This is a genomic window from Cribrihabitans neustonicus (genome assembly GCF_048820895.1).
In the GTDB taxonomy this organism is placed as follows: domain Bacteria; phylum Pseudomonadota; class Alphaproteobacteria; order Rhodobacterales; family Rhodobacteraceae; genus Cribrihabitans_A; species Cribrihabitans_A neustonicus.
On sequence record NZ_JBMERQ010000001.1, the window covers coordinates 604,825 to 622,048 of the forward strand.

The 17,224-nt window shown below is 63.6% G+C and carries 20 protein-coding genes and 1 tRNA gene; 4 read left to right on the plus strand and 17 right to left on the minus strand.

Features of this window, described 5'->3' with window-relative positions:
• Positions 1–167: 167 nt before the first annotated feature.
• The 5 genes from tsf to ACOHWE_RS02890 all read right to left on the minus strand — a co-directional run bounded on the left by tsf (position 168) and on the right by ACOHWE_RS02890 (position 3,947).
• On the minus strand, positions 168–1,043 hold the full coding sequence (tsf, locus tag ACOHWE_RS02870; protein ID WP_420663980.1) for a translation elongation factor Ts: 876 nt from the start codon (positions 1,041–1,043) through the stop codon (positions 168–170).
• Positions 1,044–1,119: 76 nt separating this feature from the next.
• Complete coding sequence (rpsB, locus tag ACOHWE_RS02875) at positions 1,120–1,890, minus strand: 30S ribosomal protein S2 (protein WP_420663982.1); 771 nt, start codon at positions 1,888–1,890, stop codon at positions 1,120–1,122.
• Between the two features lie 181 nt (positions 1,891–2,071).
• A complete protein-coding gene (gene olsA, locus ACOHWE_RS02880; protein ID WP_420663983.1) occupies positions 2,072–2,902 on the minus strand; it encodes a lyso-ornithine lipid O-acyltransferase in 831 nt (276 codons plus the stop codon).
• On the minus strand, positions 2,899–3,666 hold the full coding sequence (gene olsB / locus ACOHWE_RS02885) for an L-ornithine N(alpha)-acyltransferase (RefSeq protein ID WP_420663985.1): 768 nt from the start codon (positions 3,664–3,666) through the stop codon (positions 2,899–2,901). The genes olsA and olsB overlap by 4 nt, the downstream gene beginning before the upstream one ends.
• A gap of 98 nt (positions 3,667–3,764) precedes the next feature.
• Positions 3,765–3,947 carry a DUF3553 domain-containing protein gene (locus tag ACOHWE_RS02890; protein ID WP_420663986.1) on the minus strand — a complete coding sequence of 61 codons (183 nt, stop codon included), beginning with the start codon at positions 3,945–3,947 and terminating at the stop codon, positions 3,765–3,767.
• Between the two features lie 29 nt (positions 3,948–3,976).
• Between ACOHWE_RS02890 and ACOHWE_RS02895 the strand changes: the two genes are divergently transcribed.
• Complete coding sequence (locus tag ACOHWE_RS02895; protein WP_420663987.1) at positions 3,977–4,573, plus strand: histidine phosphotransferase family protein; 597 nt, start codon at positions 3,977–3,979, stop codon at positions 4,571–4,573.
• 72 nt (positions 4,574–4,645) lie between these two features.
• Here ACOHWE_RS02895 and ACOHWE_RS02900 read toward each other — a convergent pair whose 3' ends face one another.
• From ACOHWE_RS02900 to ACOHWE_RS02930, 7 genes are all read right to left on the minus strand, one after another.
• Positions 4,646–5,911 (minus strand): glutamate-5-semialdehyde dehydrogenase, encoded by a 1,266-nt coding sequence (locus ACOHWE_RS02900; protein WP_420663988.1) that lies wholly within the window; start codon positions 5,909–5,911, stop codon positions 4,646–4,648.
• 77 nt (positions 5,912–5,988) lie between these two features.
• Positions 5,989–7,095, minus strand: a complete 1,107-nt coding sequence (gene proB, locus ACOHWE_RS02905; RefSeq protein ID WP_420663990.1) for a glutamate 5-kinase — start codon at positions 7,093–7,095, stop codon at positions 5,989–5,991.
• Positions 7,083–8,117, minus strand: a complete 1,035-nt coding sequence (obgE, locus tag ACOHWE_RS02910) for a GTPase ObgE (protein ID WP_420663991.1) — start codon at positions 8,115–8,117, stop codon at positions 7,083–7,085. The genes proB and obgE overlap by 13 nt, the downstream gene beginning before the upstream one ends.
• Before the next feature lie 115 nt (positions 8,118–8,232).
• A complete protein-coding gene (locus ACOHWE_RS02915) occupies positions 8,233–8,769 on the minus strand; it encodes a GNAT family N-acetyltransferase (protein WP_420663993.1) in 537 nt (178 codons plus the stop codon).
• A gap of 249 nt (positions 8,770–9,018) precedes the next feature.
• A complete protein-coding gene (gene rpmA, locus ACOHWE_RS02920) occupies positions 9,019–9,288 on the minus strand; it encodes a 50S ribosomal protein L27 (RefSeq protein ID WP_420663994.1) in 270 nt (89 codons plus the stop codon).
• Positions 9,289–9,300: 12 nt separating this feature from the next.
• Positions 9,301–9,876: a 50S ribosomal protein L21 gene (locus tag ACOHWE_RS02925; RefSeq protein WP_420663995.1), complete on the minus strand. Its 576-nt coding sequence runs from the start codon at positions 9,874–9,876 to the stop codon at positions 9,301–9,303.
• Between the two features lie 223 nt (positions 9,877–10,099).
• A complete protein-coding gene (locus ACOHWE_RS02930) occupies positions 10,100–10,960 on the minus strand; it encodes a DUF2059 domain-containing protein (protein WP_420663996.1) in 861 nt (286 codons plus the stop codon).
• 118 nt (positions 10,961–11,078) lie between these two features.
• On the opposite strand from ACOHWE_RS02930, the gene ACOHWE_RS02935 reads away from it, so the two are divergent.
• Positions 11,079–11,168 (plus strand) — tRNA-Ser (locus ACOHWE_RS02935).
• Positions 11,169–11,447: 279 nt separating this feature from the next.
• Here ACOHWE_RS02935 and ACOHWE_RS02940 read toward each other — a convergent pair.
• Genes ACOHWE_RS02940 through ACOHWE_RS02950 form a run of 3 tightly spaced genes read right to left on the minus strand, consistent with a single transcriptional unit; the run spans position 11,448 to position 13,765 of the window.
• Positions 11,448–12,506: a methyltetrahydrofolate cobalamin methyltransferase gene (locus ACOHWE_RS02940; protein WP_420663997.1), complete on the minus strand. Its 1,059-nt coding sequence runs from the start codon at positions 12,504–12,506 to the stop codon at positions 11,448–11,450.
• A gap of 9 nt (positions 12,507–12,515) precedes the next feature.
• The gene (locus ACOHWE_RS02945; RefSeq protein WP_420663998.1) at positions 12,516–13,442 is read right to left on the minus strand and encodes a methylenetetrahydrofolate reductase; all 927 of its coding nucleotides are present in this window, start codon (positions 13,440–13,442) and stop codon (positions 12,516–12,518) included.
• Between the two features lie 26 nt (positions 13,443–13,468).
• The gene (locus ACOHWE_RS02950) at positions 13,469–13,765 is read right to left on the minus strand and encodes a virulence factor (protein ID WP_420663999.1); all 297 of its coding nucleotides are present in this window, start codon (positions 13,763–13,765) and stop codon (positions 13,469–13,471) included.
• Between the two features lie 320 nt (positions 13,766–14,085).
• Between ACOHWE_RS02950 and ACOHWE_RS02955 the strand changes: the two genes are divergently transcribed.
• Both ACOHWE_RS02955 and ACOHWE_RS02960 read left to right on the plus strand, forming a co-directional pair.
• Positions 14,086–15,198 carry a Ppx/GppA phosphatase family protein gene (locus ACOHWE_RS02955; RefSeq protein WP_420664000.1) on the plus strand — a complete coding sequence of 371 codons (1,113 nt, stop codon included), beginning with the start codon at positions 14,086–14,088 and terminating at the stop codon, positions 15,196–15,198.
• 77 nt (positions 15,199–15,275) lie between these two features.
• The gene (locus ACOHWE_RS02960; RefSeq protein WP_420664001.1) at positions 15,276–15,992 is read left to right on the plus strand and encodes an RlmE family RNA methyltransferase; all 717 of its coding nucleotides are present in this window, start codon (positions 15,276–15,278) and stop codon (positions 15,990–15,992) included.
• 34 nt (positions 15,993–16,026) lie between these two features.
• Here the strand turns inward: ACOHWE_RS02960 and ACOHWE_RS02965 are convergent, their stop codons facing one another.
• A complete protein-coding gene (locus ACOHWE_RS02965) occupies positions 16,027–16,209 on the minus strand; it encodes a hypothetical protein (RefSeq protein WP_420664002.1) in 183 nt (60 codons plus the stop codon).
• Between the two features lie 96 nt (positions 16,210–16,305).
• Positions 16,306–17,187: a YihY/virulence factor BrkB family protein gene (locus ACOHWE_RS02970; protein WP_420664665.1), complete on the minus strand. Its 882-nt coding sequence runs from the start codon at positions 17,185–17,187 to the stop codon at positions 16,306–16,308.
• Positions 17,188–17,224 lie beyond the last annotated feature (37 nt).

Genomic DNA, 17,224 nt, shown 5'->3' on the forward strand with positions numbered 1-17,224 from the left:
CGCCTATCCCCATCGGTGGGACTCCTCCCCCCTGCCCTAGCTACACCCGCACCCTCAAAGCTGCAGGCTTGCGGGCCAGCACACCCGGAGCGCACCCCGGAACATGCGAAAGCCGGCGGAATGGCCGCCGGCTCTCCAAATCACAACGGTCCAATTGGCCCGCGGGCTCAGCCCTGAGCGGCCTTCGCCACCTCGGCTGCGAAGTCTTCCTTCTCGACTTCGATGCCTTCGCCCACTTCCACGCGGACAAAACCGGTGATGGTGGCGCCTGCTTCCTTGGCGGCGGCTTCCACTGTCAGGTCGGGGTTCACCACGAACTGCTGGTTCAGCAGGGTCGACTCGGCGACGAATTTCTTCATCCGGCCTTCGATCATCTTTTCAATCACCTGCTCCGGCTTGCCGGACTCGCGGGCGATGTCGATCTGAACCTGCTTTTCCTTCTCGACGATGGATGCATCCAGCTCGGCTTCCGACAGCGCGGCCGGGTTCACGGCTGCGATGTGCATCGCGACTTGCTTGCCGATGGTGTCGTCGCCACCGTTCATCGCAACCAGAACGCCGATTTTGCCCATGCCCTCGGCCGCAGCATTGTGGACGTAGGAGACCACGGTCTCGCCTTCCAGCTTCTCCATGCGGCGCAGCGACATGTTCTCGCCGATGGTGGCGATCTTGTCGGTCAGGGTCGCCTCGACGGACTTGCCGCCCAGGTCGGCTGCCTTCAGCGCTTCGACGTCGTCGGCGTTCAGGGCTGCCTTGGCGATGCCGGCAACCATGGACTGGAATTCGCCGTTCTTGGCAACGAAGTCAGTTTCCGAGTTCACTTCAACCGCAACACCCTTGCCGCCTTCGACGACAACGGCGACGAGGCCTTCGGCGGCGGTGCGGCCGGATTTTTTGGCAGCCTTCGCCAGACCCTTGGTGCGCAGCCAGTCTACCGCGGCTTCCATGTCGCCGTTGTTTTCGACCAGGGCTTTTTTTGCGTCCATCATGCCTGCGCCGGTGGATTCGCGCAGTTCTTTCACCATTGCTGCAGTGATTGCCATGTCAGGCTCTCCTCAATTCAGAACAGGTTCGGGGCAGGCGCTACCTGCCCCGCATGTCAAATCCGTGACGGACGGATCAGGCGTCTGCGGCTTCTTCAGCCACGGCTTCCTCGGCCGGGGCTTCTTCCAGCGCGCCGAGGTCAACACCTGCGGCACCCAGCTGAGCCGACATGCCGTCCAGCGCCGCACGGGCCACCAGATCGCAGTACAGCGAGATCGCGCGGGACGCGTCGTCGTTGCCGGGGATGATGTAGTCAACGCCATCGGGCGAGCAGTTGGTGTCGACAACCGCGACAACCGGGATGCCCAGCTTCTTGGCTTCGGCGATTGCCAGCGCTTCTTTCTTCACGTCGATGACGAACAGCAGGTCCGGCACGCCGCCCATTTCGCGGATGCCGCCCAGCGACGCTTCCAGCTTCTCCTGGTCGCGTTCCATGCCCAGACGCTCTTTCTTGGTCAGGCCTTCGGCGCCGGAGGACATCTTCTCGTCGATTTCCTTCAGGCGGTTGATCGACTGGGAGACGGTCTTCCAGTTGGTCAGCGTGCCGCCGAGCCAGCGGTGGTTCATGTAGTACTGCGCGGACTTCTCCGCGGCTTCGGCGATCGGTGCGGAAGCCTGGCGCTTGGTGCCGACGAACAGCACGCGGCCGCCTTTGGCAACGGTGTCACGCACAACCTGCAGCGCCTGGTCCAGCATCGGAACAGTCTGGGTCAGGTCCATAATGTGGATGCCGTTGCGCGCACCGTAGATGTAGGGTGCCATGCGCGGATTCCAGCGCTGAGTCTGGTGGCCGAAGTGAACGCCAGCTTCCAGCAGCTGACGCATGGAGAACTCGGGAAGAGCCATGCTATCTTATCCTTTTCCGGTTTAATCCTCGGCGGGGGTCTCAGAGCGGTCGCTCCAACCGGCGGTCCGGCGGGGATGTCTCCCCCGCACAGGCCAAACCCCGCCTGCGGGTTCGTACGCGGGCCTATAGAGCAGTTCCCCGGGCAAGGCAAGGCTGCTTGCCCGGAAAAACACACAGTCCTCAGGAATTATCTTCCCAAAAACCGCCAGCCTTCACAGTAGCAAAGGCTTTTGCGGCCAGCGCCTTGCGGTCTGGAAACTCCGACACATTCAAAGGCGCGTGCCACATCACCTCCACCACGCCCTGCCGCGGGGCGGAGAGCACCTTCAGCAGATGCGGGCCAAAGTCCATGTCGCCCCACCAGCCATAAAACCGCGGCGGCGCTCCGGCGGGCGCGGTGTACCGTAAAGTGACCGGCTGAATGTGGCTGCCATGGCGCAGTCCGTCGTTGAAGAATGGCGCAAAAAGCGTTGTCTTAAATGGTAAAATCCGAAGTCCATCGGTCGAGGTGCCTTCCGGAAAGAACAACAGCTTGTGCCCTGCCGCCAAGCGCTTGGCAAACAGCTCGGTCTGCGCACGCGCCTTCTGGCGGTCCCGCTCGATAAACACGGTGCCGGTCGCGCGCGCCAGCCAGCCGATCCCGGGCCAGCCCGCAACTTCCGCCTTGGAAACGAAATACACCCGCTTCTGCGCATTCAGCACGAAGATGTCGAGCCAGGACGCGTGGTTTGCCACGACCGCGCCGGGCTGCCGCATGATCTGCCCCCGGCTGAGGCAGCTGAGGCCGAGGATTGCCAGAGCCCCGCGGCAAACGGTTTGAGTCAGGAAGGGCGTGAGCGGCCGGCGCAAACCAAACAGCGGCCGCTCCAGAAGCCGCAGCAGCAGCAAGACCGCAAGACTGCCAAACACTAGCGTGCCGAGCAACAGCCCGCGCAGAAGTGCCCGCCCCCAGCCCGCCACGCCGATACGGACGGGATCGGGCGCCTCGCTGCTCTGCCAGCTCATCGTCATCGCGCGCCGCGCCCTTCGGTGTAGATCCGGCTCTGCCTTGTGTTCATCCTCGCCGTATCCAGGATCAGGCACACATCGGTGGTGTTGAAGTCGTGATCCACATAAGCGCCCTCACCCACGAAACCGCCGAGCCGCAGATAGGCCTTGATCAGCGCAGGCATCGCCAGCATGGCGCGGCGGCGGTCGAGCTCAGCAGCCGGCACCAGGTCCATGTTCTGAAACACCTTGGACCGCGCCCGCAGTGCAGGCGGCGCCAGGTGATTGTGGTGCAGCAGCGCCAAAGGCTCCGCCAGCGCGCGCGGATCGGTGCCGTGAAAGCTGGCAACGCCGAACAGAATTTCGATCGCATGCTCCTGCACATAGCTCGCAAGCCCGGCCCAGAGGTGATACATCGCCATGCTGCCGCGGTAGTCGGCGTGCAGGCAGGAACGCCCCAATTCCAATAGCTTGCGGCCCGAAGCTATCAACGGCTTCAGGTCATATTCGCTTTCCGAATAGAACTGCCCGGCTGCTGCGGCCTGATCGCCGCGCATCAGCCGGTAGACACCGGCAATCCGCCCCTTGCGCTCGTCGCGGAGCAGCAGGTGATCGGAGAATGGATCGAACCGGTCACGCTCCAGCCCGGCGGCATGGTCGACCATCGGCCCGCCTGCGCCCAGCTCGCGCACGAAAACCTCATAGCGCAGCGTCTGCGCCGCGCGCAGGTCTTGCTCGGTGGCAGCGATGGAGACGGAGAATTCGGACGCCGGAACGGGCATGGGCATATCCTGAAGGCTTCTGGCTTGCGCTGACCCGGCTCATACGGCACAGAGGACGCAAAGTCATAACAATTGGCGATGATCTGTTAACTTTTCGTCAACCCTTATGGATCAAAGACAGGGATCAGGGATACGCGCGATCCATCAATTACCAGCTTGCCTTGGTCGGGGAAGTTTACCGTGATCTTGCCGCCTGTGTTGGATTGCACCTGGCCGACCCCCCATTCCGGATGGTCGGGGTGCTTCACATACATGCCCGGGGCGAGAATAGCATTGAGGTCATTCATTGGCGGGTGGCCCAAGTCGGAGGAACGTCATGAGTGTAGATAACGCCAATCTCGCCGCATTGGTAGGGTCGCGGATTTGCCACGACCTGATCAGCCCGGTCGGGGCTATTAACAACGGGCTGGAACTGCTTGGAATGGCAGGAACAATGGAAGGGCCGGAACTGGACCTGATTTCCGACAGCGTTTCCAACGCCAATGCCCGCATCCGGTTTTTCCGGATTGCATTCGGTTCCGCAGGCGATCAGCAGATGGGCCGGGCCGAGGTTGTCTCGATCCTTGCGGACATCAGCAAGGCAGGCCGCGTTTCCTACCAGTGGTCGCCTTCGGAAGGCGGTACCCGCAGCGAAGTGCGCATGGCGTTTCTTGCCGCGCTCTGCTTGGAAGCCGCGCTGCCCTTCGGCGGCACCATTAGCGTGCTCTGCGCCGACGGCAGGTGGAGCGTGATCGGCGAAGGCAGCAAGCTTAGCGTCAATGACGAGCTTTGGGCCCGGGTCAGCGGCGGCACCTCCAGCGCCGAGGTCACCCCGGCGCTGGTGCAATTTGCGCTGCTGCCGGAGGCTGCCAAACAGGCTGGCCGCACCGTCCGTGTCGAACAGACGCTGGAACGGATTACGCTGCAATTTTGATATATGCAGCATTATTGCAAGGAGACGCCGGGCGTGACGCCCGGCGTTCTGCGTTTCCGCGAGAGTGTAAGTTCAGGCCCGCGTGGTGCCGTCGCCGCGCACCAGGTATTTGAAGCTGGTGAGCTGCCGCGCCCCCACCGGCCCGCGCGCATGCATTTTGCCGGTGGCAATGCCGATCTCCGCCCCCATGCCGAACTCGCCGCCGTCGGCAAACTGGGTGGAGGCGTTATGCATCAGGATCGCACTGTCAAGTTCGGCAAAGAACCGGTCGACCGCCGCAATGTCTTCGGTGATGATGCAATCGGTGTGCTGAGAGTGATGCGTGCGGATATGCCCGATCGCTTCGTCGATGCCGCTCACCTGTTTCGCGGCAATGATGGAATCGAGGTATTCCTTGCCCCAATCCTCACCTGTCGCAGTAACCATGCCCTCCGGGCCCGGCAGGCCGGCCTCAGCCCGTATCTCCACGCCGGCACCGGCCAGCGCCTCAAGAACCGCCTTGCCCAGGGTCGGCGCGATGTCCTGATGGATCAGAAGGCATTCCGCGGCGCCGCAGATGCCGGTGCGGCGGGTCTTGGCGTTCAGCACCACGTCCAGAGCCTTTTGCGGATCGGCGGCCTTATCCAGGTAAATATGAACGATGCCTTCGAGATGGGCAAAGACGGGCACCCGCGCCTCGCGCTGGACCAGCCCCACCAGCCCCTTGCCGCCGCGCGGCACGATCACGTCAACGTAATCCGTCATCGTCAGAAGCTGCTGCACCGCCACCCGGTCACGGGTCGGAACCAGCTGCACCGCATCCTCAGGCAGTCCAGCCGCACGCAAGCCCTCCGCCAGGCAGGCATGAATGGCTTGCGAGGAGTGGAAACTTTCCGAGCCGCCGCGCAGGATCACCGCGTTGCCGGACTTCAGGCAAAGCGCGCCAGCGTCGGCGGTTACATTGGGGCGGCTTTCATAGATGACACCGATCACGCCCAGGGGCGTACGCACGCGCTGGATCTTGAGGCCGCTGGGCTGCTCCCACTCTTCCATCACCTCGCCCACAGGATCAGGCTGGCCCGCCACTGCGCGCAGGCCCGCGGCAATGCCCTCGATCCGCGGCTCGTCCAGCATCAGCCGGTCCATCATCGCGGCACTCAGGCCTTTGGAGCGGCCGAAATCCAGATCCTTGGCATTGGCGGCAATGATCTCCGCGCGGCGGGACCACACCGCCTCCGCCGCCGCGTTCAACGCTTTCTCTTTGCTCTCAGCGCTAGCCGTGGCCAGCTTCTGGGCCGCCTGCTTTGCACGCATGCCGAGGTCCGCCATCAAAGCGGGGATGTCGTCGTTGTCTTTCATATGTCTCGCGCCCCTGCCGGTTCCCGTCTGGCACGCTCGAGTGCCCTCCGGCTCACATATAGTATGGGATGTTTAGGTCAAAGCGCCATATCATCGCGGTGGATCAGCGCGGCACGGCCGGGATAGCCCAGCGTGGCCTCGATCTCCCGCGACTGGCGGCCCTGGATGGCCCGGGCTTCCTCAGCGGTGTAACGCGACAGCCCCTGCCCCAGTTTGCGCCCATCTGGGCCGAGGATGGCCAGCGGTTCGCCGCGGCCGAAGTCCCCCTCCACATGCCGTACGCCTGCCGGCAGCAGACTCTTGCCAGAACGCAGCGCCTTGGCCGCGCCCTCATCTACCGTGAGCACGCCGCGGGTCTTCATTGCGGCGATCCAGCGCTTGCGCGCAACTTGCGGATCATCCTGCGCCGCAAACCAGGTGCAGGGCGCACCCTCTTCAAGCGTTTTCAACGGGTTCAGGAGGGAACCTTCAGTGATCACCATGGCGCAGCCGGCCGCCGTCGCCATCTTGGCCGCAAGCAGCTTGGTGATCATCCCGCCTTTCGACAGGCCCGAAACGCCATCGCCGGCCATCGCCTCAATCTCCGGCGTGATCGCGTCAATCCGCTCGAAGCGGCGCGCCTCCGGATCGATTGCGGGATTGGCGCTGTAGAAGCCATCAACATCGGACAAGAGGATCAGGCAATCGGCCCCGACAGTGACCGCCACCTGTGCCGCCAGCCGGTCATTGTCGCCGTAGCGGATTTCATCGGTTGCGATGGTATCGTTTTCGTTAACGATCGGCACCGCGCCCATCGCAAGAAGCGTTTCCAGCGTCGCGCGCGAGTTCAAATAGCGGCGGCGGTTTTCGCTGTCCTCCAGCGTGACCAGCACTTGCGCGGTGGTGATCCGGTGCGGCGCCAGCGCTTCCTCGTAGGCCCGGGCCAGCCGGATCTGTCCGACCGCGGCCGCGGCTTGCGACTGCTCCAGCGGCAGTTCGGCCCGCGGCAGCCCCAGTACCCCGCGGCCAAGCGCAATGGAGCCGGAAGAGACCAGGATCACGTCGATGCCTTGCGCCTTCAGCCAGGCCACGTCATTGGCAAGCGAATGCAGCCAGCCCGCGCGCAGCTCACCGCTTTCGCGATCCACCAGCAGCGCGGAACCGATCTTGACGACGAGGCGCCTGCAGGCCCTCAAGGTTGCCAAGGCGCGTCCTCCTCCGCGGGCTTGTGGCGCAGACGGTCATCGTCTATCTGGGAACGCAGCGCACGCAGCACCTCGTCCACGCCCTCGCGGCTGACACCCGACATCACCATCACGGATCCGCCCGCAGCGGCCTCCAGCGCGGCGCGTTTTTCTTCGCGTTCTTCCGGGTCAAGCGCATCGGCCTTGTTCAGCACGGTAACGCGCGGCTTTTCTGCCAGGTGGCCGCCATAGGCCTCCAGCTCACCGATGATGGTCTGGTAATCCTCCACCACCGTCTCCGAGGTGCCGTCGATCAGGTGCAGAAGCACCGCACATCGCTCGACATGGCCAAGGAAGCGGTCGCCGATGCCGCGGCCTTCGTGCGCGCCTTCGATGAGGCCGGGAATGTCCGCAACCACAAATTCAGTGTTGTCGATACCAACCACGCCAAGGTTCGGATGCAGGGTGGTAAACGGATAGTCCGCAATCTTCGGCCGCGCGTTGGAGGTCGCCGACAGGAAGGTCGACTTGCCCGCGTTCGGCAGCCCCAAGAGGCCTGCGTCGGCAATCAGCTTGAGCCGCAGCCATATGGTGCGATCGACGCCTTCCTGACCCGGGTTGGCCCGGCGCGGCGCCTGGTTGGTGGAGGATTTGAAATGCAGGTTGCCAAATCCGCCGTTGCCGCCCTTGGCCAGCAGCACCCGTTCGCCCACCTCGGTGAGGTCGGCGAGCACGGTTTCCTCGTCCTCATCCAGGATCTCTGTGCCGACCGGCACACGCAGCACGATATCGTCGCCATCCTTGCCGCTGCGCTGCCGTCCCATGCCGGACTGGCCGTTCTTGGCAAAGAAATGCTGCTGGTAGCGGAAGTCGATCAGCGTGTTCAGCCCTTCGGTGGCCTCGGCCCAGACCGACCCGCCCTTGCCGCCATCGCCGCCATCGGGGCCGCCGTATTCGATGTACTTCTCGCGCCGGAAACTGACACAGCCGTTCCCGCCCGCGCCCGATCGGATGTAAACCTTTGCCAGATCGAGGAATTTCATGTGAGCTCCTTAATGCAGCGGAGATATGGCCCTGCCGCGTCGTACCCCGGAAGCAGACTGAAGCTGCCGCCCAGGCGGTTTGTCTTGCCTTACCGTAAAGCGCGTGCCGCGCCAATCACAGTTTTCGGCTGTAGGTCCAAGTCGGTACCGTCGCGTTGCGGGCGACCGAGTAGCTTTCGGCATCGCCCAAGTAATCGAAGCCGCAATGGATCAGAACCCGGGCCGAAGCTGGGTTGTCCTGAAAGACGGACGCGAACATCGCCGCATTGTTTTGCGGGTTAGCATCGACGAGCGCCTTCAATGCGGCGGAGGCAAGGCCAGTATTCCAGAAGGGCGGCGCGGTCCAATAGGAGACCTCGGACTGGTTCCGGTCCATCCGCTTCAGCCCGATGACGCCTTTCAGTTCGGCATCGCCATCGCTGGTGCCGTCGATAACCCAGACGTCCTCATCCCGCACCTCGGACATTGCGCGGGCGACAAATGCCTCCACAGCACCAGGCGGCAGAGGGTGCGGGATAGATCGTGTCATGCGGGCAACGCGCTCCTCGCCGACGTAATGCGCGATCAGCCCGGCGTCGGACTTTCGCAACGGCCGCAGAATGAACCTTTCGGCCTCAATAACCTGCTGGCACACGATCTGTTCCAAATTCATGGCTTCCCTCCTCCACGTCCAAAGCCGATCCCCTGCATGATTTGCAGATGGGTGCGGCGGGGGTTCAAAGCAAGCGCTACCCGGTTCAACTTGCACAATAAATTCCGTTACCGCCGCTGCGCCGACGCCACCGTGGCCGGGCGGTTTTCACCGCCGGGTGCCCTCTCCGGAACCCGCAATGCGGAAACAGCAAGGGGGACCGGCTGTATAGCCGATCCCCCCTAAGATTTCTTTACCCTTCGGGTCGGCTTACTCAGCGGCCTCCGCCACTGGGAGAACCGATACAAAGGTGCGGCCTTTGAGGCCTTTGTGGAAGGTCACTGCGCCATCGGTGGTTGCAAAGATGGTGTGATCCTTGCCCAGGCCAACGCCTTCGCCCGGCCAGAACTTGGTGCCGCGCTGGCGCACGATGATGTTGCCTGCGATGGCCGCCTGGCCACCGAACAGCTTCACGCCAAGGCGGCGACCGGCAGAGTCGCGGCCGTTACGGGAGGAACCGCCAGCTTTTTTATGTGCCATTCGTCTTTCTCCTTAGCCTTTGGCCAGCTCTTTGGCCTGCTCAACCCATTCGGGTTTCACTTTGACCGCTTCGATAGCAGCAATGTCGTCTTCCGACAAGGCCGCGATCTGGGCAAAGCTGGTGAGGCCGGCATCGTTCAGCTTCTTGGCAGCGGCGGGGCCGACACCGGTGAGCTGGGTCAGATCGTCGGAGCCGGCAGCAGCGGCGGGCGCTGCCTTGGCTGCGGATGCGTCACCCTTGCCGGTCGCGGCTTTCACGCCGGTGGCGTCCGCGCCGGAGGCCAGGATCTCGGTGATCTTGACCAGGGTCAGCTTCTGACGGTGGCCCTTGGTGCGCTTGGAGGAGTGCTTCCGGCGGCGCTTCACGAAGTGGATCAGCTTCTCGCCTTTGATCTGCTCGATCACTTCCGCCTGCACGGCGGCGCCTTCCACCAGCGGAGCGCCCACAACGGGGGAGTCGCCGCCAAGCATCAGGATGTCGTTGAACTGGATGGTTTCGCCAGCATCAGCAGCCAGTTTTTCCACGCGGAGCACATCGCCCGCCTGAACCCGGTACTGCTTGCCGCCAGTCTTGAGGACCGCAAACATATGCGTCTTTCCTTTTCCAACCGCGTCCTTCGGCCCCCGGTTTCGGGTGTTGTGGCGGATGCCGCCCCGGACAGCGCGCCCTTCGCGGGCGTATTACAAAAGAACCCCGGCGCACGGAATCCGGGCCGGGATGCGGGCTTATGAAACAGAAGGCGGTGAGTTGTCAACCGCTCCGGCAGCGATTTCTGAACCTGCCGCTGTAACGGACGCAGCAGCCCTGCACTCAGATATCCTGTTCCGGCGTCAGATCCTTCATCCGATAGGCCAGCGCCTCGAAACGGTTGGCAGTGATCTCATATTGCACCGCGTTCAGGAGCTCGTAAACGCGCTGCATTTTGGGATGCTCAAGCGCCTCGGCATAGGCTTCGACCTCTGCGTCGGTGAAGCCTTGGTAGGTGTAGGCCGAAGAGGCCAGCCCCGAAGCCTCCAGCGCCACGCGCAGCGCATCATCCTGCTCCGCCAGATAGGCACGCAGCTCCGCCGCATCCAGGTCCAGCTCGATCAGCCCGGCGGCCGCTGCAGCCATAATAAAGCGGAACTGGATCTCCTGCAGCGCCTTCAGCCCGGTATCGGCCGCGTCGATCGCCCGTCCCAGCCGCTTGAACAGCTCGACCCGAGGGCTCCCCGCTTTCACCAGGGCCCCAATGATACGCTCGCCCGCCTCAGCTTTGACCTCCTCGTCGCGCACCCGGTGGGCGGCATTTTCTGCGGCCACCAGCCGCACGCCAAGGGGCGTCTCGTAGAATTCGGCGGCATGGGCGAGCGCATCCTCGTCGAGCGTTTGCTCCAGAATATCCAGTGCGATTGCCCGCATCGCGGAAGTCTCGAACACTTCCTCGGAAAGCTTGGTCCACTCCGCGCCGAAGCTGCCAGCGTCAAATCCAAGCAGTTCGGGTGCGCCCGCGGCGGAGAAGGCAATGCTGTCCAGCGCGACATCAAAACCCGTGACCTCCAGGAAAGCCTCGATCCGGGCCCGCTCTGCCGCTTGCGCGGGCAGCACTCCAGCCAGGATAACGAATACGAACGCGCCCGCAGCGCCAATCCGGCGGCGGGATTTCAGCATCAGAAGGAGTATCTGGGTCATACCGCAAATTTAGCCAAAAAGCCTGACCGGGCAATGCGGTTGCAGTTTTTTTTACGTGCAGGCTATTTCCGCCTTGCACGCGTCTGGAAACAACATTAAACCGCGCCTCACCCCCCGCGGAGAGGTGCCGGAGTGGTCGAACGGGGCGGTCTCGAAAACCGTTGTGGGTGCAAGCCCACCCAGGGTTCGAATCCCTGTCTCTCCGCCACTTTTTCCCGAAAGACGCTCCCAGATCGCGCGAAGCCGCTGAGGCCGCTAGGCCCCATACCGGTTTGCCGTGCGTATCTTGCCGCGAACTCAGAAAGCGCCGTTTCCTTCCCCTTCCCGGTTCCGCCAGCGGCATGCTGGCCCTGATGGACCATATGCTGGACGCCAGTGCAGCACTTCCGTAGGCCCTGGCGCCCCTGCGCACGTGACGCGCGCGAAAATGCAAAAAGGGGGAAGGTTTCCCCTCCCCCTCGCACCGTATATCTCACACCGGCGCGGATCAGGCGCGGCGCCGGCGGCCGCCGCCGCGGCGGCCGCGGCCTTCGCTTTCGCCTTCAGCGGCCGGCGCCTTGTTGAACCTGATCCACTCGCCACCGTGCGAGTCATTGTTGGTCAAAAGGTTGGCGGCGCGGATCGCCTCCATCTCTTTGCCCGCGCGCGGCTGGGTCGAGCCCAGGCCGAACATGGTCACGAAGGTCTCGTCATCCATGCCTTCCGGAAGGATAATGCCGGCCGCTTCGACCTGTGCCTTCTTTTCTGCAATCGCCTTCTGCGTCACCGGCAGCGCCACCGGGTTCATGATCGCCGAGGTCATGCCTGCCCCCATTGCCATTGGCAGGAAGGCGTTGTTAATGCCGTGGCGGTTCGGCAGGCCGAAGGAGATGTTGGACGCACCGCAGGTGGTGTTGACGCCCAGCTCCTCGCGCAAGCGGCGCACCAGCGCGAACACCTGGTTGCCCGCGGTCGCCATCGCGCCAATCGGCATCACCAGCGGATCGACCACGATGTCGTGTGCGGGAATGCCGAAATCGGCCGCGCGCTCGACGATCTTCTTGGCGACGGCAAAGCGCACATCCGGGTCTTCCGAGATGCCGGTGTCGTCATTGGAGATCGCCACAACCGGCACGTTGTACTTCTTGACCAGCGGCAGCACGTGCTCCAGGCGCTCTTCCTCGCCGGTAACGGAGTTCAAGAGCGGCCGGCCCTGGGCTGCCTTGAGCCCGGCTTCCAGCGCGCCGGGAACCGAGGAGTCGATGCACAGCGGCACGTCGGTAAGCCCTTGCACCAGCTCGACGATCTTGGTCATCAGCGGCGGTTCGGTCTCGTTCGGGTTGGGGTTGGAATTATAGACCACCCCGGCATTGATATCGAGAATGTTGGCGCCCGCCATCACCTGCGCCAGCGCGTCTTTCTCGACAGTGGAGAAATCGCCGGCCTCCAGCTCGGCCGCCAGTTTCTTGCGGCCGGTTGGGTTGATGCGTTCGCCGATCACGCAGAACGGCTCGTCAAAGCCAAGGATCGCGGTTTTGGTTTTTGATTCTACGACTGTACGGGTCATTGTTGATCCTCAGGAATTGACCGGCTGCGCCGCGGCGCCGCCATTGTTGATGGCCCAGGTGGCATTCGTCTTGATGCCGCCCAAGGGGAAGAAATGAACGTTGGTGATATTGAAATCCGGATGCGCGGCCTTATAGGCGGCAAGCTCTGCGACCACGTCGTTGGGTTCGTAGGGCAGCAGCAGCTTGGAGACATCCATCGCCCGCTTCTGCAGCACTTTCAGCGACGGGCCAACGCCGCAGGCAATCGCGAATTTGATCAGCGTCTGCAGCTTTGCAGGGCCCGCAATGCCGATATGGATCGGCAGATCGACACCTGCAGCCTTCAGGCCATTGGCCCATTCGATGATGGGCTTGGCTTCAAAGGCGAACTGGGTGGCCAGTGCCATCTTGGCATCGGTGCGCTCGGAGAATTTCTGCTTCCACATAAGCGCTTCGACGACGTTTTTGGTGGAACCGTCCGGGTCGATGTCCTTGTTGCCTTCGGGGTGGCCCGCGACATGCAGGTTAGTGAACCCAGCCTTGTCGAACAGGCCAGTTTCGAGAAGCTGCATAGAGCTGTGGAAGTTGCCATGCGGCTGTGCCACGCCGCCCGCCAGAAGCAGCGCCTGCTTCACGTCCGCCTCGCCCTGGTAGCGCGCGATCCAGTCGGCGAGAGTTGCCTCGTCCTGGATGATACGGGCCGGGAAATGCGGCATTACCGGGTAGCCTTCGGCGTTCAGCCGCTTGGCGGTCGCCACCATTTCCTCGATCGGAGTGCCTTCGATGTGGGCGATGTAGACGCGGGTGCCCGCCGGCAGCAGGTCGCGGAAGTCATCGACCTTGGAGGCGGTGCGCGGCATCACTTCGATGGAATAGCCCTGCAGGAAGGCCTCCACATCGGAGTTGACGGGCTGAGCAGCGGCGGTGTCACGTTTTTTGAAGTTCAGCAAAGCCATCATGGCCTCCCATAGTGGTGTCAGGCTCACGCCCATCCGTCATTCGCGATCAGCGCCTTCAGGCGGTCCTGATCGTATTCCCGTTCCAGGCGGGCGGCTTCCGACTCGGCAATGTCACCGGGCTCGCCCTCGGCCGAAAACGGCTCGGCCTTACGCCATTCGGCGAGATAAGCATCGGCGTCCTTGGCGTTGACCTTCATCGCGGCACGGTCGATCGCCTGCTCGAAGCGCTCCTCCAGCTGGCGCTTGGCGCCGCGGCGGCCTTTGCCTACGATGACCTGCGCGGGAATATCGCGCCAGTACACGATGGTGACTTCGGGCATCCCGAGATTTCCTCCTACCTGATTAAACCACCTTCTAGTGCGGCTGCGTATTCCGCGTTGGTCGGATTTCGACAACACGGGGGGTTTGAGCGACGTTTTGGCCTGCGCCCCTGCCCGGCCAACCTACGGGGCGCGGCGCGGGAAAGCCACCGGCGCGTTCCGCCAAAATCTTCATGTGGATTATGAATCTTTGCCTTTAACGGTGACCGGTGCGGGCGCGCGGATTGCAATTTCGCCCTCCCGTTGCCGAGCAGCGGCTTGCGCCTGTGCACGCACGCACCTATTCTCTCAAGCAACACGATAATCGGAGGGCGTGAATCATGGCGCCCAGGCGCTCGAAAGGTGCGGGCGCGTTTCCCAAGGCGGTAGAGACCCCTGCACCGGCCCGGCCCGATCCAGATGCGCTTTATGCCGCGCTGGATTTGGGCACCAATAGCTGCCGCATGCTGATTGCCCAGCCCAAGGGCAGCGGCTTTCATGTGGTGGACAGTTTCTCCAAGTCGGTGCAATTGGGCGCCGGACTGGAGCGGACCGGACGGCTGTCGCGGTCCTCGATGGCGCGCACCATCCAGGCTCTAAGGATCTGCCAGCAAAAGCTCAAACGCAACCGGGTGCGAAGGATGCGCCTGGTTGCAACCGAAGCCTGCCGGCGGGCCAAGAACGCCCGCGACTTCATCCGCCAGGTCAAACGCGAAACCGGCCTCACCCTGGAAATCATCCAGCCCGAGGAGGAGGCCCGGCTCGCGGTGATCTCCTGCGCGCCTCTGGTCTCCACCAAGACAGAGCAGCTCCTGGTGGTGGACATCGGCGGCGGCTCCACGGAGCTGGTCTGGATCGACATCTCCTCGGTGCCGCGGCGCGACCGGCCCTCGGCGATCATGCGCCTGCATAACGGCTTCCACGCCGCCGAAAACCCGTTTCCCGCGGCCAAGGTGGTGGATTGGATCTCGGTGCCGCTCGGCGTGGCCACCCTGCGCGACCAGTTCAACGACGTGGAGGATGACGCCGCCCGCTTTGCCCTGATGAGCTGGTTCTTCGAGGAAAACCTCGCGGATTTCGCACCCTACAAGGACGAGCAGGCGCGCGCGGGCTTCCAGATTGTCGGCACCTCCGGCACGGTGACCACGGTCGCCGCCTCCCATCTCGGGCTGAAACGCTATGACCGCACCAAGGTCGACGGGCTCAGAATGACAAGCGATCAGATTGACAAGGTGATCCGCGGTTATCTAGAACTCGGGCCTCACGGCCGCCGTCGCGACCCCCGCATCGGCGAGGACCGGCAGGCGCTCATCATGTCCGGTGCTGCCATCCTGCAGGCGCTCCTGCGCTGCTGGCCGACCGACCGGCTGTCGGTAGCGGACCGCGGCCTGCGTGAGGGCCTGCTTTACGCGCAGATGAGTGCGGATGGCGTTCTGGAGGACGGCCCCTTCTAGGCGGGGCCGGAAAATTTCAAATTTTCCGGGCCGGAATTTTCCCAAAATTCCGGGCCCCGGGGCAGATGGTGGCGGATATGGCAAAGACACCGACCGGAAAGAATACATCGGGCCGCGGCCAGCGCGACCTGAAGGTGCGGGTGAAAAGCGCGCGCGGGCGCAAGCTCAGCTCGACCCGCTGGCTGCAGCGGCAGCTCAACGACCCCTACGTGCGCCGCGCCCAGGCCGAGGGCTACCGCGGCCGCGCCGCCTTCAAGATCATGGAGCTCGACGACAAATTCCGTTTTCTGGTGCCGGGCGCCCGGGTGGTTGATCTCGGCTGCGCGCCGGGCGGCTGGGCGCAGGTCGCGGTGAAGCGCATCAACGCTCTGGGAGAAAAACAGGGCAAGGCCGTGGGCCGCATCATCGGTATCGATCTGCAAGAGGTCGAACCGCTGGCGGGGGCCGAGTTCCACCAGCTCGACTTCATGGACGACGGCGCCGACGAACAGGTCAAGGAATGGCTGGGCGGCAAGGCTGACCTGGTGATGTCGGACATGGCCGCCGCCAGCTCCGGCCACAAACAGACCGACCACCTGCGCATCATCTCGCTCTGTGAAACCGCGGCCTATTTCGCCTTCGACGTGCTGGAGGAAGGCGGCACCTTCGTCGCCAAGGTGCTGGCGGGCGGCGCCGAGGGGGAGCTGCAGAAACTGCTGAAGCAGAAATTCACCAAGGTGGCCAACGTGAAGCCGCCCTCCTCGCGCGCCGACAGTTCCGAGAAATTCGTGGTCGCCCAGGGGTTCCGCGGCTAACGGGCGGCGCCGGCAACGCCGGGAATTGTTCGCCTCAGGCGCGCACCGCCGAGGGGCTTGGCCGCAAGGAGCGGGTCGCGCGGTCGCGCAAGATCAGGCATTCCGCTTCGTTCCTGTCGCTGGGGCGCGTTACCTTGGCCGTGCCGGCGCCCCGGCCAGCGTTGGCCCGCTGCCAAAGCGCTTTCAGCAGGTTCCGGGTCTTTGGCGTCGTCCGCATGATGGCATTCCTGTGCAGATGCTGTCTTTGCTTCGGATAACCCGCCTTTGCTTCCGCAACGGGGCCGTACTGTGGCGAAACCGCCGCGCAGCCGGCTCAACTTTCGTCCTGCGGTGCCTCCGCGATCTGGTTGGCCATGTCGATCAGAGCCCCGTTGAACTCGGCGCCAAGGATCAATATCGCCGAGTTCAGGTAGAGGAAAATCATCGCCGCCATCGCACCGGCGAGCCCTGCATAGGTCGCCGAGTACTGCGCAAAGGAACTAACGTAGAAGGCAAAACCGCTGCCCGAAGCCAGCCACAGCAAAAGCGTCAGCACCGCCCCCGGCAGAATCCGCCGCAGCCGGTGCACACGGCCCGGCAGAAGCACATGGAATGCCAGCACCGCCCCCGCCGGCAGCGCCAGCGCTAGGATGCCGCTCAGCCCCTGCTCCCAACCCTGCGGCACGGTGGCAAAGGGAATGAGCTTGGTGATGTGGCGCACGTAGAGCGGCAGGATCACCTCGAAGACGGCAACGGCCAGAACGCCCGCGCCCCCCATGATGACAAGGCCGATGCACAGCGCCCGCGCGCGCCAGAACGGCCTGGTATCGGTGTCATGATAGGCCTGCACCATCGCCACCCGCACGGCATCTACCCCATTGGAGGCGAAATAGAGCGCAAACAGTGCGCCTAAAGTGGCCAGCTGCGTGTTGGAGGTACGCAGGACTGCCCGAAGTTCCGTCAGCAGCGGCCGCGCAACACTGTCCGGCCAGACACCGAAGACCTGCTCGGTCATCGCTTCCAGTTCAACCTCGCGCGAAAGCATCCCCGCAATGGTGCCCGCCAGCGCCACGGTGAACAGCACGAAGGGAAACAGCGCCAGCATCATCGACATAGCGATATGGCTGCTCATCACCCAGCCGTTCTTGCGGTTGAAGCGGCGGGCCGCGGTCAGCAGGGCGGCGGGCCAGCAGTTGAGAGGCGGCAGCACGGACATGCGGGCAACGTTCCACAGCAAAAGAAAAAACGCCAGC

What these genes read in the sequence shown, in the direction of transcription:
- tsf (WP_420663980.1), bottom strand. Translation starts at nt 1,043, where the DNA reads ATGGCAATCACTGCAGCAATGGTGAAAGAACTGCGCGAATCCACCGGC.
- rpsB (WP_420663982.1), bottom strand. Translation starts at nt 1,890, where the DNA reads ATGGCTCTTCCCGAGTTCTCCATGCGTCAGCTGCTGGAAGCTGGCGTT.
- olsA (WP_420663983.1), bottom strand. Translation starts at nt 2,902, where the DNA reads ATGACGATGAGCTGGCAGAGCAGCGAGGCGCCCGATCCCGTCCGTATC.
- olsB (WP_420663985.1), bottom strand. Translation starts at nt 3,666, where the DNA reads ATGCCCATGCCCGTTCCGGCGTCCGAATTCTCCGTCTCCATCGCTGCC.
- ACOHWE_RS02890 (WP_420663986.1), bottom strand. Translation starts at nt 3,947, where the DNA reads ATGAATGACCTCAATGCTATTCTCGCCCCGGGCATGTATGTGAAGCAC.
- ACOHWE_RS02895 (WP_420663987.1), top strand. Translation starts at nt 3,977, where the DNA reads ATGAGTGTAGATAACGCCAATCTCGCCGCATTGGTAGGGTCGCGGATT.
- ACOHWE_RS02900 (WP_420663988.1), bottom strand. Translation starts at nt 5,911, where the DNA reads ATGAAAGACAACGACGACATCCCCGCTTTGATGGCGGACCTCGGCATG.
- obgE (WP_420663991.1), bottom strand. Translation starts at nt 8,117, where the DNA reads ATGAAATTCCTCGATCTGGCAAAGGTTTACATCCGATCGGGCGCGGGC.
- ACOHWE_RS02915 (WP_420663993.1), bottom strand. Translation starts at nt 8,769, where the DNA reads ATGAATTTGGAACAGATCGTGTGCCAGCAGGTTATTGAGGCCGAAAGG.
- rpmA (WP_420663994.1), bottom strand. Translation starts at nt 9,288, where the DNA reads ATGGCACATAAAAAAGCTGGCGGTTCCTCCCGTAACGGCCGCGACTCT.
- ACOHWE_RS02925 (WP_420663995.1), bottom strand. Translation starts at nt 9,876, where the DNA reads ATGTTTGCGGTCCTCAAGACTGGCGGCAAGCAGTACCGGGTTCAGGCG.
- ACOHWE_RS02930 (WP_420663996.1), bottom strand. Translation starts at nt 10,960, where the DNA reads ATGACCCAGATACTCCTTCTGATGCTGAAATCCCGCCGCCGGATTGGC.
- ACOHWE_RS02940 (WP_420663997.1), bottom strand. Translation starts at nt 12,506, where the DNA reads ATGACCCGTACAGTCGTAGAATCAAAAACCAAAACCGCGATCCTTGGC.
- ACOHWE_RS02945 (WP_420663998.1), bottom strand. Translation starts at nt 13,442, where the DNA reads ATGGCTTTGCTGAACTTCAAAAAACGTGACACCGCCGCTGCTCAGCCC.
- ACOHWE_RS02950 (WP_420663999.1), bottom strand. Translation starts at nt 13,765, where the DNA reads ATGCCCGAAGTCACCATCGTGTACTGGCGCGATATTCCCGCGCAGGTC.
- ACOHWE_RS02955 (WP_420664000.1), top strand. Translation starts at nt 14,086, where the DNA reads ATGGCGCCCAGGCGCTCGAAAGGTGCGGGCGCGTTTCCCAAGGCGGTA.
- ACOHWE_RS02960 (WP_420664001.1), top strand. Translation starts at nt 15,276, where the DNA reads ATGGCAAAGACACCGACCGGAAAGAATACATCGGGCCGCGGCCAGCGC.
- ACOHWE_RS02965 (WP_420664002.1), bottom strand. Translation starts at nt 16,209, where the DNA reads ATGCGGACGACGCCAAAGACCCGGAACCTGCTGAAAGCGCTTTGGCAG.
- ACOHWE_RS02970 (WP_420664665.1), bottom strand. Translation starts at nt 17,187, where the DNA reads ATGTCCGTGCTGCCGCCTCTCAACTGCTGGCCCGCCGCCCTGCTGACC.